This is a genomic window from Leisingera sp. JC1, assembly GCF_001679925.1.
Taxonomy (GTDB): Bacteria; Pseudomonadota; Alphaproteobacteria; order Rhodobacterales; family Rhodobacteraceae; genus Leisingera.
In genome coordinates this window covers 64,586-76,418 of record NZ_LYUZ01000136.1, presented here as the reverse complement: position 1 = coordinate 76,418, position 11,833 = coordinate 64,586, and the positions used below count along the sequence as shown (strand labels likewise).

Sequence of the window (11,833 nt, the reverse complement as noted above, 5' to 3'; positions counted from 1 at the left end):
GATGATAAACGCCCTGAAATTTCTGCTTCCCATTACCCTGCTGGCGGCCTGCGCCGGGGGCAACGATCCCCGCTATCTGATTTCCTCTGCCCCCGGCGAAACCGTCGCCAACCTGCGGTCCCGTTCGATTGAGGTGCGGCTGGTCTCGCTGCCGTCCTACGCTGCGGCGTCGGACATCGTTGCGGAGGGCGAAGGCGGCGCGCTTTATGCGCTGGGTGGCGCGCAATGGGCAGATGATCCGGCCCGCGGCATGACCGCCGCCCTGGCCCGCGGATTGAACGAGCGCACCGGCGCTGCCGCAGCCATCGAACCCTGGCCGCTGAACAGCGGCCCGGATGCGCGTCTGGATGTGCGTGTGGACCAGGTTTATGCCCGCGCCGATGGCCAGTTTGAGCTGTCCGGCCAATTCGCGGTTTCCTCGCCAGAGGGCACTGTGCGCGAATTCGTGAAGCGGTTCGATATCACCACGCCCGTCAACGGCACCGGCCCGTCCGCCACTGCCGATGCCCTGGCAGTGGCGCTGGCAGAGCTGGCCCGCCAGGTCTCACAGTCCCTTTAGACCTCCCGGTTGAAACCTTCCGGCGTGCCTGTCAGCAGGCCGCGGTCACGATGATTTCCACCTTCAGCTCCGGCCGCGCCAGCCTTGCCTCGCCGCAAGCGCGGGCCGGGGCGTGACCTTCTGGCACCCAGGCATCCCAGACCGCGTTCATCTCAGCAAAGTCCTTAATGTCGGCAAGCCATACAATCGCCTGCAGGATCTGCTGCGGCGAGGAGCCGGCCTTCTCCAGCAGCGCCTCGACGCGGGACAGGCAGTCGCGGGTCTGCGCGGCCACGTCAGCGCCATCGCCGACCTGGCCGCACAAATAGGCCACGCCGTTGTGCTTCACGATCTTGCTCATGCGGGTGCCGGTGTCGATCCGTTCGATCATCTTGTTCTCCTATTCAGCGGCATTGGCGGAGGGATCCTCCATCGCGGCCAGTTCACCCAGCGTCACGGGCTTGATCGGCGGCCGGATCCGGTAGTAGCCGGTCTCCTCCGGCGTCTGTCCGTTGGCCTCAGCCAGCAGTGCGGTTACGGTCAGCCCGCAATAACGCCCCTGGCACGGCCCCATGCCGGCCCGGCCGAAGGCCTTGGCCTGGTTCGGCCCCAGGCAGCCAAGCCTGGCATAGCTGCGGATGTCACCCGCAGTGACCTCCTCGCAGCGGCAGACGATGGTGCTGTCCGCGGGCTGCAGAGCATCTGCATAGGGCGGGTAGGCCGCATCAAGAAACGGCCGCACAGCGGTTTCCCGGCTGTGCTGGCTGAACAAAGGTGCGGCCAGACGGTCGCGCTCCGGCGCGGTGATCCGGCCCAGTTCCTCTGCCGCTTTCAGCGCCGCGATCCGCCCGGCGAATTCAGCCGCCATGGCGCCGCTGATACCGGCACCGTCCCCGGCGATCAAAACACCGTCCTTGCCGGTTTCGCCCCAGGCGCCGGTTTCGGGCACAAAACACTGCTGCGCTTCAGACCAGACATGCGGCACATTGATTGAGCGCGCGGCCTGGGTGTTCGGCACCACCCCGTGATGCAGCAGGACAGTATCGCACGCGATGCGATGCTCCTGTCCCTTGATGCGGAAGGTCACCGCCTCGGCATGGGTGCTGCCCGCTACCGCGATGCCGGTGGCACCGGTATAGCGCGGCACGCCGGCGCGCTTGATCTCCGCCAGCATCTTCAGGCCCTTGGCGAGATAGCGCCAGCCGCGCAGTGCACCAGGCAGGTGGCGGGCTGCTGCCAGCGGGCTGGCCGCGGTCTGGGTTTCGACCAATGCCAGCGGCGGCGTACCGGCGCGCACCATCTGTGCTGCGATCAGATACAGCAGCGGCCCGCACCCGGCCAGAACGGCGCGGCGCGGCAGCACGCCGGATTGCTTCAGCAGAATCTGCGCGGCACCTGCAGTCATCACCCCGGGCAATGTCCAGCCGGGAACGGGCATCGTACGCTCCAGAGCGCCGGTGGCCAGGATTATCCGTTCCGCGTCCACCTGCCCTGCCCGGCCTTTTTGGGTAAAGGAGATGCGGAACCCGTCCTCGATGGCCCATACAACGGCACCGGAGAGGTGGTTGATCCCCGGCTGGCAAAGGTTTTCTGTCAGGGTCATACCATGAAGGTACTCCTGACCAAGAATAGCACCCCGCGGGCCGGCGGCGCGGTCCACCTCGCGGTAGATCTGCCCGCCGGGGCGGTTCTGTTCGTCCAGCAGGGTGACGCTCAGGCCCTTTTGCGCGGCCTCGGCAGCGGCGGCCATGCCCGCCGGGCCGGCGCCGATGATGGCCAGATCACAGCGCTGCATCATTTGCCTCCGCATCATACGGGCGGGCGATCCGCATGCCGTCCTCCACTTCCAGCATACAGGCCTGCTGCACCCGGCCGCCGGTCTCCACCAGGCATTCGAAGCAGGCGCCCATCATGCAGAACGGTGCCCGCGCCGCGCCGGAGACCGGCGTGTGGCGAAACACCTGCACACCGGCGGCCAGCAGCGCGGCGGCCAGGTTGGCGCCTGCGGGCAGGTCCAGCGGCTGGCCGTCGAACCAGACCCGCACGCGGGGAGCGTCGTCCGCCAGCTCAAGAAACGGGGAAACGGTCTTCACTGAACACCTCCAGATCAGGGGCGGCCGCAGTGCCTTCGAGCCAGTCGGGCAAGAACAGCGCGTGGGCCGCGGCCAGGGTGATGCCGCTGTGGCAAGTGACGAGGTAGGCGCCGGGCAGTTCAGGGCTTTCCTGATAGATCGGCAGCCCGTCGGGTGACAGGATGCGCAACGCGCCCCAGCTGCGCACCAGCTGCGCGCGGGCCAGCGCCGGATAGGCCGCGATGGCCTCGGCGGCGAGCCCGGACAACCCCGGCTGCGTCACTCCGTCATCCAGCCCGACCTCCTCGTTGGTCGCACCGATCTGGATGCCGCCCTCATCCACCTGGCGGGCAATCAGCGAGGGACGGTTGATCATCTTCGGCAGCTTCTCGGTGATCAGCACCTGGCCGCGCTGCGGCCGCACCGGCGCCTTGAAGCCCAGCTTGGGGCCAAGCTCCATCGCGCCGAGGCCGGCGGACAGCACAACCTTTCCGGCAGTGACCACGGTGCCGTCGCTGCACTGAACCTTGAAGGCCTCCGGTTTGGAAACGCCGGTGACGGTCTTGCCGTTCAGAACCGTGCCGCCCAGCCGCCGCACGTCCTGTGCCAGCGAGACCAGCAGCCGCAGCGGGTTTGCGTGGCCGTCCTGGTGATGCAGGATCGCGCCTGCCACCTTGGGGCCGATTTGCGGCTCCTCCCGGCTCAGCGCATTGCGGCCCAGAACCTCGAACGGGTAGTTGCCGCCCAGCTTGTCCTTCAGCGCATCATACTGCGCGACGGTGGCATACAGTGTTTCCTCGGAGAAATGCAGGTCATAGCCGCCGTTCTGCCGCAGCCCGACAGAGCGGCCGGTACCGTCTTCCAGCTCGGCGGCAAATCCGGCCCAAGCTGCAGCGGACTGCTGACTCCAGCTGGCGTAGCGCGGCTGTTTCATGCCCTTGGACTGCACCCAGACCAGGCCGAAGTTGCCGCGGCTGGCCCGGAACGAGCCGTCATCGCCATCCAGCACCGTGACGCGCTTGCCGCGCCTGAGCAGCCCCCAGGCTACAGACAGGCCGACAACGCCGCCGCCGATCACTGCATACTCTGCTTCCATACTGCCGTTTCCCAAAGGTTGGTTGCGGGGCGGCGCACGGCCGCCCCTGTCCTTGATACGGGATTACTTGCCGATCTGGTCAAGAATGCCTTGGCCCCAGTCGGCGCCAACGTCTTCCAGAACCACCGGCCAGACGTCCTCGCGCACCTTGGCAGCCATTGCGGCCAGTTCATCGCCGCTCAGATCGACCACCTTGGCCCCCAGCTCATCGGCCAGGCGCTGTTCCCACTTGCCCTGGTCCTCTTCGGCAACGGTCCAGCGCTGCGCCTCGAAATCGGCGGCGGCGGCTTTCAGTGCCTCCTGATCTTCGGCGTCCAGCTCAGCCAGCGAGCCGTTGGAGATGATCATGTACCAGACCTCAAAGTGGGTGTTGGCGGGCACATAAGCCTTGGTCACATCGCGGAAGGACGCGTAATAGCCTTCGGCGCCGGAACCGATCACGCCGTCAACCACGCCGGTCTGGATCGCGGTGAACGCCTCGGAAAACGGGATCGGCGACGGGATGTAGCCAAGCGCCTCGCCGGTCAGCTGGAAGCTCTTGATGCCGGGCACCCGCACTTTGATGCCGTTGGACTGGGACGGGTCGCCCGGGTTGACCGCATCGGTGTTCAGCGCAATGCCGCCGAAATAGACCGGGTAGGCTGCCAGCATGGTGATGTCCTGCTTGGCATAAAGCTCTGCCATCACGTCGCGCACCGCGCCGCCGGGGCCATAGATTTTGCGTGCCTCATCCCAGTTGTTGGCCAGATAGGGAAAGGAGCTGATCTGCATCCGGCGGTCAGCGGCAGCAGCGGCCGGCTGGGTCGCCATGTCGATGGCGCCAACGCTGATGCGCTCCTGCACGGTGGTGTAATCGCCCAGCGCAGAGGCCGGGAAGATGTTGATCGAAACATCGCCGCCAGTGGCCTCGTCCACCTGGGCTGCAAAGGCGCGCAGCTCCTTGTCGATGGTGGTGTCCTGCGGGCGCACGTGGCTCATCTTGAGGTCGGCGGCCGAGGCCAGGCCCGCCAGCGACATCAGGGCAGCAGCAGCGGTGCCGGTCAAAAAGTGTTTCATGGGAAGTCTCCTCCGTAGGGTGTCAGGTGTTTGTCAGGGGTGGGGTCAGTAGCCGAAGAAACGCGGCAGAAAGAGCGACAGGTCGGGCCACAGCGAGGTCAGGAAGACCACCGGCACATAGCCTGTCAGGATCAGAACCATCGCGGGCGGGATCACCTTGGTGACCTTCACGTTGCCGATCCGCGCGCCGAGGTAGAGGATCGAGGCATAGGGCGGGGTGACGCCGCCCATCGCGGTATTGACGCCCATGATCGCGGCAAACTGCACCGGGGTGACGCCGATCGCCTGCATAAGCGGCAGCAAGAGCGGCGCTATCAGGATGATGGCGGTGACATCGTTCACGACCATGCCGACCAGGAACAGCAGGATGTTGATGAAGATCAGCAGCAGCACCTTGTTCTCGGTGATCTCGAAGATCGCGCTGACCATCTTCTGCGGGATTGCTTCATAGACGAACATCTGGCTCAGGATCATCGAGAACAGGATCATCACCATGATCGCGCCGACGGCGGTTGCCGCCTCTTTGCCGGCCTCCAGGAAACTGTTCCACTTGAGGCCCTTGTAGATGAAGAAGCCGACCGGTAGCGCATAGATCACCGACAGCGCGGCGGCTTCAGTCGGGGTCATGATGCCGCCGTAGATCCCGCCCAGGATGATCACCGGCATCAGCAGCGCCGGGGTTGCGTTGAAGCCTTTCTTCGCCACATCGCCTGCCAGCTCCGAGAAGCTGGGCGCGTCATCCAGCACCAGGTCGAACTTGCGGCTCATCCACAGGTTCATGGCCGAGAAATTGAACATGATCAGCAGGCCCGGCCCCAGGGTTGCCAGGAAACAGGCGAGGATCGAGGTGTCGGTGACCCAGCCGTAGACGATCATGGTGACCGACGGCGGGATCAGCAGGCCCAGAATGGAGGAATTGGCGATCAGCGCAGTGGCGTATTCCCGCGGGTAGCCGCGCTTTTCCATCTCCGGGATCAGCAGCGGGCCGATGGCGGCGATGCCGGTCAGACCAGAGCCGGAGATCGCGCCGATGATGGCGCAGCTGACCGCCGCCACCACGCCCAGGCCGCCGCGGATATGGCCGATGAAGGCATTGACGAAGTTCAGCAGCGAGGCGGCGATGCCGCTGGCCGACATGATGGTACCCGCCAGAACGAACAGCGGAATGGCCAGCAGCACCGGGTTGCCCAACTGCTGGGACCCCCACAGCATCATGCCCTTCATGGTCACGTCGCCCAGGAAATACATGATCATCAGGGCAGCGCCGAAACAGTAGGGCAGTGGCACGCCAAGGGTCAGGGTCAGAACCAGAACGGCAATGGCAAGGAGTGCGATTTCAATCATTTTGCGGCTCCGGCGCGCAGGGCATTGATATGGCGCAGCAGGTGCACCGCGGTGTAGAGCATCATCAGGGCCAGCCCGGCCACGAGCGCCACTTCGGAGTAGAACGTCGGCAGGTAGAGCGTCGGGCTCTCCTTCCAGACCCGCCAGGCGTACTGGGTGTACTCCCAAGCCCAGCTCAGCAGCCACAGGCCGACAGTCAGGCTGATGACTTCGCCGATGATCGCCAGCACGGTATGTCCGCGCTCTGTCTTGATGGCGATCTCCAGCACGTTGGCGCGGATGTGGGTGTCCTCGCGCGAGGCATTCACCGCCCCCAGCAAATAGAGCCAGACGGTGGGATAGAGCATGGTCTCCTCCAGCCCCATCACCGGGATCTGCAGCAGGTAGCGGGTGACCACCTGCACGAACTGCGCCAGCGCCACCAGACAGATCAGCCCTGTCAGCAGGTATTTTGCAAATGTGTCCATCTGTCCTCCTTCCGGCGTCCCCGTACCGGGTTTGGCGGATTTGGCTGGACAAAGGGCATAAGATCAATTTCAAAATATCTGTGACTCCATAAACTACCTTGATACCCGTGCCATGAACTTCTCGATCCGCCAGATCTTCACCTTCCGCGAGGTCATGCGCAGCGGCTCCATCTCCCAGGCCGCGCGCACCGTCGGACGCACCCAGCCCGCCGTCAGCACGATGATCTCCACGCTGGAGGGCGAGCTGGGCTTCAGCCTGTTCGTGCGTGAGCAGGGCAAGCTGATCCCGACGCCGGAAGCCCGGTTCTTTCTGGAGGAATGCGAGACTGTGCTGGAGCGCATCGAGCGGGTTGAGCGCACGGTGAGCAAGATCCGCAGCCATGAGGCGGGCAAGCTGCGCGTCGCCTGCCATCCAGCGGCGGCCGGGCTGTTCATGCCGCGGATTCTAACGGATTTTCTGCAGGGCAAGGATGAGCTTGAGGCGGCACTGATCATGCGCTCCTCGGACGTGATCGAGGACCTGATCGCGTCGCAGCAATTCGACATCGGCTTTGCCGAGACCCCTGCCCCGCGCCCCTCTGTCCGGCAGATGGATTTCGATCTGGAATGCGTCTGCGTCGTCCCCGCCAGCGACCCGCTTGCGGCAGCCGAGGAAATCACCCCGCAGGATCTGGACGGCAAACCGATAGCGGTGCTGTTCGATCAGCACCCGCTGACAGTCCGGACTGAGGCCGCGTTTCACCGGAGCGGCTGCCGGTTCCGCAAGCGGCTGGAGCTGCGCACCTGGGCACCCGGCCTGCAATTTGTTGCGGCAGGCATCTGCTACATGATCTGCGACATGATCACCGCCTACAGCTGCCTGCAGCAGCGCCAGACCACAGAGGATCTGGTGTTTCGCCGGTTCCGCCCGCGAATCGGAACCGGCGTGTCGATTCTGACACCGGGCTACGCCACGCAGTCACTGACCTCCAAGGCGTTCACCGCACAGCTGTGCAGCGCCATCGAAAACATGCAGGCGGAAATGGAAACCTGCCTTGGCCAGCAAGGGCAGGCCTCCCCCGCGACTCCGCAGTAGTGCATGCTGCCGCAGCGCGAATGCTGCGGGCGGCGCGCGGGTTAGTCTCCGCGCGGCCGCCCTGCCTTCAATCCGATTCGCCTGTCAGAAAATTGCTGTCGGCAGCCAGGTGGCAAGGCCGGGGATCAGCCAGACCAGCAGAACGCCCAGCGCCTGCAGCCCGATGAACGGCACTACCCCCTGGTAAATCTGGCGGGTGGTGACCTCCTTGGGCGCGGCACCGCGCAGGTAGAACAGCGAAAAGCCGAACGGCGGCGTCAGGAAACTGGTCTGCAGGTTGATCGCAATCAGAATGCCCAGCCACACCGGGTCATGGCCCATCAGGATCAGGGCCGGCGTCACCAGAGGCAGCACGATCACCGAGATCTCGACGAAGTCGAGGAAGAAGCCCAGCACAAAGATGAACAGCATGCAGAACAGCAGCGCGCCGGTCGGACCGCCGGGCATGTTGCCCAGGAAATGCGCCACCCTCTCCTCGCCGCCCAGGCCGATGAACACCAGCGAGAACATGCCCGCCGCCAGGATGGTCGCAAAAATCATCGCCGTCATCGTGGCGGTTGAGGTCACGGCGTCATGCAGGATGCGCTTCTGCAGCCCGCTGCGCAGGGCAGCCAGGATGGCAATACCCCCTGCCCCCGCCAGCAGCGCATAAAAAACGCCCGCCGCCAGATCGCTGCTGCCCAGGTCGCTGCGCTGCAGCCGCACCGGGTGCACACCAGACAGGATCCCCAGCAGGATCAGGGCCGCCGCGCCGACCAGGATCAGCCGGGCCGGGCCGCCTGCCCTTGCGCCCGCCATCAGCAGGGCACCGATGCCGCCCACCGATGCCGCTTCTGTCGGGGTGGCAACGCCCCCCAGAATGGCGCCGAGCACGGCAAAGATCAGCAGCACCGGCGGCACCACCGCGCGCACAACGTCGCCGCCGGTCGGGCGGGCCACTCCGGCCGGCGCTGACGGCATGTCCTGCGGCCGCAACAGGCCGCGGATCAGGATGTACAGAAGATACAGCACCACCAGCACCAGGCCGGGCACCAGCGCCGCGGCAAAGAACTGGCCCACCGACAGCGCCTCGACCGAAAATTTGCCCTGTTCATACTGGGCCTGCTGGTAGGCGTTCGACATCACATCGGCCAGGATGATCAAAAGCGTCGAGGGCGGAATGATCTGGCCCAGCGTGCCTGCGGTGCACACGATGCCCGAGGCCACCCGCGGATCGTAGCCCGCACGCAGCATGGCAGGCAGGGCAATCATCCCCATCGCCACAACGGTCGCACCGACAATCCCGGTCGAGGCCGCCAGCAGCGCCCCCACCAGTACAACGGAAATGCCCAAGCCCCCCTTCAGCTGGCCGAACAGCCGCCCCATGGTGTCCAAGAGCTCTTCCGCAATGCGGCTTTTCTCCAGGATTGCCCCCATCAGCACGAACAGCGGAATGGCGATCAGCACCTCGTTGCTCAGGAGGCCAAAGGCCCGCTGGCCCAGCGCCCCCAGCAGGGAGATGTCCATCACCCCCAGCATCCAGCCGAGGTAGGCAAACAGGACCGCCACACCGGCAATGGAGAAGGCGACCGGGAACCCCATGAGGATCGCCGCCATCAGCGCGGCGAACATGATCAGGTCAAGATAGGCGGTCATCCGTCGCCCCTTTCGGAAAACAGGCGGATCAGCAGCGCCAAGGACTGCAGCATCACCAGCACGCAGAAAGCCGGGATCAGCGATTTCAGCAGGAACACAGCCTCGATGCCGCCAACGGCCAAAGGACCTTCAAGAATGGACCAGGAATTTCGTACCGACGGCCAGGACCAGTAGAGCAGCGCCGCCATCGAGGGCAGCAGCAGGAACAGGTGGCCAAAGATGTCGATGCGGCGCTGCGCCCGGCGGCTTAGGCCCGCGTAAAACACATCTACCCGCACGTGCTTGTCGACCAGCAGCGTATACCCCGCAGCCAGCATGAACAGGGTGGCATGCAAATAGAGAACACTCTCCTGTGCGGCGATCGAGTTCACCCCGAACACATAACGCCCGACCACAATGGCGAACTGCGCCAGCACCATGACCAGCGCCAGCCAGCGCACCACATGCGCCAGCCCCCGGTTCACACCGTCCAGCGCATCTGCAACCCGTTGCATCCTGCTCTCTCCCCATCAAAAAACCGGCGCCCGCTGCTGCGGGCGCCGGCTGTTCTTGCAGTCTTAATAACCCATCACCGAGGCACGGGCGTTCATCTGGCCATTGTCGGCATAGCTCATGTAGCCGCCAACGCTGTCACGGTAGGCCAGGAAGCTTTCGGTGATGCGGCGCACCAGCTCATCCTCGTCCTCCTGCAGCTCTGCAATCACTTCCTTGGCGGCAGCGCCCATTGCGGCGATCACGTCCTCAGGGAACATTTTCACCTGCACGCCATCCTCATCCACCATCTTCTTCAGCGCCAGCGCGTGCTTGGTGGTGTATTCGGTCCAGACCGGGTTGTAGAGGCTCTCGCAAGCCAGCGACACGACCTGTTTCAGGTCATCGGGCAGTTCGGCAAAGACATTGGCATTGACGCCGCATTCCTCAGCCGAGGACGGCTCGCCCACGCCGGGCCAGTAGTAGTTCTTGGCCACCTGATAATAGCCAAGCGCGCTGTCGGTCCAGGGGCCGATGAACTCACCCGCGTCCAGCGCACCGGTCTGCAGGCCCTGGAACATCGCCGGGCCGCTGGTGGCCTCTGCCGCCATTCCAAGTTTCGAGGCCATCTCCGACGCGAGGCCCGTGGTGCGGAACTTCAGCCCCTTCAGGTCTTCGGCGGAATTGATCTCGGTCTTGAACCAGCCGCCCCACTGCGGGCCGGAGTTTCCGCACAGGAACGGTTTGATGCCGAAACGGCCGTACATTTCGTCATACAGCGCCTGACCGCCGCCGAGGAACAGCCAGCCGAACTGCTCATCCGCGCGCAGGCCAAAGGGTTGCGAGCCGAACAGCAGGATGCCCTTGGATTTGGAGCCCCAATAGGCCGGGACCGCATGGTACAGTTCAGCCGTGCCTTCGGACACAGCGTCGAACACGCCGCGGCCCGGCACCAGCTCGCCTGCCGCAAACAGCTTCACCTCGATCCGGCCGCCCGACAGGGTGGTGATCCGGTCGGCCAGCATCTGCGCTGCCACACCCGGCCCGGGCAGGTTCTTGGGCCAGGCCGTGACCATCTTCCACTGCATCTTGCCCTGGGCAATGGCCGGGCTGGCCAGCGTCGCCGCTGCCGCGCCCATTGCGCCGGCTTTCAAAAACGCGCGTCTTTCCATGTCTCCAGTCCTCCGTCTGTCGGTGCATCTGCGGCAGGCCGGTGGCGGCAGCGCAGACTCGATTTTTTGTACGCGCTTTACATTAATATGTAGCTACATATTATTGTCAATCACGGTTGCGCGGTTCCACGTCGCCTTTCCGCGCAGAATGCAATATGGAGCGGCGGAGCGCATTTTCCCGTTTGGCCTGGGGAGGACGATGACGGACAAGCAGCGGCATTCCTGGGTGAGCATCCGGGACAGCATCCGGGAGATGATCCTGAACTCCACCTACGGGCCGGGGGACAAGCTGCCGCGGGACGAGGAGTTTGCCGCCAGCTTCGGCTGCGCCCGCTCCACCGTGCACCGGGCGATGCGCGACCTCGCCCAAAGCGGGCTAGTGGAACGGCGCCGCAAGGGCGGCACCATGGTGCGGCGCGATCCGGTGACGCGGGCAACGCTCAACATTCCGATCACCCGGCTTGAGGTTGAACAGAAGGGCAGCACCTACGGCTATCAGCTGATCCGGCAATCCGTGCAGCCCTCCAGCCCGGCCATCATGGCCAACTTCGCCCTGCCGGAGGCCCGGCCGATGCTGCGCGTCGAGGCGCTGCACCTGGCCGACAGCCGCCCCTACATTTTCGAGGACCGCTGGATCTGCCTGGAAACCGTGCCGGAGATCACATCAGTCGACCTGACCCGCGAAAGCGCAAATGAATGGCTGGTCCGCAACCGCCCCTACAGCCGCTGCGACCTGCGCCTCTATGCCCGCCCTGGCACTCCCATAGACAGCGAAGTCCTCCAGAGCACGCCCGGCGACGCACTGTTTGTCATGGAACGCACCACGTGGATCGGCGAGGCACCGATCACCAGCCTCTGCGCCGTTGCCCATCCGGGTTACCAGCTGTTCACCCAGGGCTGACGGAAA

13 protein-coding genes are annotated in these 11,833 nt (G+C 64.9%); 3 read left to right on the top strand and 10 right to left on the bottom strand.

Translation table 11 applies throughout. The features are described 5' to 3' along the window. Window position 1 precedes the first annotated feature (1 nt). Complete coding sequence (locus A9D60_RS22265) at window positions 2-559, top strand: PqiC family protein (protein ID WP_065269620.1); 558 nt, start codon at window positions 2-4, stop codon at window positions 557-559. 31 nt (window positions 560-590) lie between these two features. Here A9D60_RS22265 and A9D60_RS22260 read toward each other — a convergent pair whose 3' ends face one another. The 7 genes from A9D60_RS22260 to A9D60_RS22230 all read right to left on the bottom strand — a co-directional run bounded on the left by A9D60_RS22260 (window position 591) and on the right by A9D60_RS22230 (window position 6,573). Continuing rightward, window positions 591-929: a RidA family protein gene (locus A9D60_RS22260; protein WP_065269619.1), complete on the bottom strand. Its 339-nt coding sequence runs from the start codon at window positions 927-929 to the stop codon at window positions 591-593. A 9-nt stretch (window positions 930-938) separates the two neighbouring features. Further along, a complete protein-coding gene (locus A9D60_RS22255; protein ID WP_065269618.1) occupies window positions 939-2,333 on the bottom strand; it encodes an FAD/NAD(P)-dependent oxidoreductase in 1,395 nt (464 codons plus the stop codon). Then, on the bottom strand, window positions 2,320-2,631 hold the full coding sequence (locus A9D60_RS22250) for a (2Fe-2S)-binding protein (protein WP_065269617.1): 312 nt from the start codon (window positions 2,629-2,631) through the stop codon (window positions 2,320-2,322). The genes A9D60_RS22255 and A9D60_RS22250 overlap by 14 nt, the downstream gene beginning before the upstream one ends. Beyond that, a complete protein-coding gene (locus tag A9D60_RS22245) occupies window positions 2,606-3,706 on the bottom strand; it encodes an NAD(P)/FAD-dependent oxidoreductase (protein WP_065269616.1) in 1,101 nt (366 codons plus the stop codon). The genes A9D60_RS22250 and A9D60_RS22245 overlap by 26 nt, the downstream gene beginning before the upstream one ends. A gap of 63 nt (window positions 3,707-3,769) precedes the next feature. Next, the gene (gene dctP / locus A9D60_RS22240) at window positions 3,770-4,762 is read right to left on the bottom strand and encodes a TRAP transporter substrate-binding protein DctP (protein ID WP_065269615.1); all 993 of its coding nucleotides are present in this window, start codon (window positions 4,760-4,762) and stop codon (window positions 3,770-3,772) included. Between the two features lie 45 nt (window positions 4,763-4,807). Next, window positions 4,808-6,106 carry a TRAP transporter large permease gene (locus tag A9D60_RS22235; RefSeq protein WP_065269614.1) on the bottom strand — a complete coding sequence of 433 codons (1,299 nt, stop codon included), beginning with the start codon at window positions 6,104-6,106 and terminating at the stop codon, window positions 4,808-4,810. Further along, window positions 6,103-6,573, bottom strand: a complete 471-nt coding sequence (locus tag A9D60_RS22230; protein ID WP_065269613.1) for a TRAP transporter small permease — start codon at window positions 6,571-6,573, stop codon at window positions 6,103-6,105. Before A9D60_RS22230 ends, A9D60_RS22235 begins: the two co-directional genes overlap by 4 nt. 112 nt (window positions 6,574-6,685) lie before the next feature. On the opposite strand from A9D60_RS22230, the gene A9D60_RS22225 reads away from it, so the two are divergent. Next, a complete protein-coding gene (locus A9D60_RS22225; protein WP_065269612.1) occupies window positions 6,686-7,648 on the top strand; it encodes a LysR family transcriptional regulator in 963 nt (320 codons plus the stop codon). 84 nt (window positions 7,649-7,732) lie between these two features. Here A9D60_RS22225 and A9D60_RS22220 read toward each other — a convergent pair whose 3' ends face one another. From A9D60_RS22220 to A9D60_RS22210, 3 genes are all read right to left on the bottom strand, one after another. Continuing rightward, on the bottom strand, window positions 7,733-9,283 hold the full coding sequence (locus A9D60_RS22220) for a TRAP transporter large permease (protein ID WP_065269611.1): 1,551 nt from the start codon (window positions 9,281-9,283) through the stop codon (window positions 7,733-7,735). Beyond that, window positions 9,280-9,777 (bottom strand): TRAP transporter small permease subunit, encoded by a 498-nt coding sequence (locus A9D60_RS22215; RefSeq protein WP_065269610.1) that lies wholly within the window; start codon window positions 9,775-9,777, stop codon window positions 9,280-9,282. Before A9D60_RS22215 ends, A9D60_RS22220 begins: the two co-directional genes overlap by 4 nt. Window positions 9,778-9,840: 63 nt before the next feature. Beyond that, window positions 9,841-10,926, bottom strand: a complete 1,086-nt coding sequence (locus tag A9D60_RS22210; protein WP_065269609.1) for a TRAP transporter substrate-binding protein — start codon at window positions 10,924-10,926, stop codon at window positions 9,841-9,843. Window positions 10,927-11,125: 199 nt separating this feature from the next. Between A9D60_RS22210 and A9D60_RS22205 the strand changes: the two genes are divergently transcribed. Next, the gene (locus tag A9D60_RS22205; RefSeq protein WP_065269608.1) at window positions 11,126-11,827 is read left to right on the top strand and encodes a GntR family transcriptional regulator; all 702 of its coding nucleotides are present in this window, start codon (window positions 11,126-11,128) and stop codon (window positions 11,825-11,827) included. The last annotated feature ends 6 nt before the right edge of the window (window positions 11,828-11,833 follow it).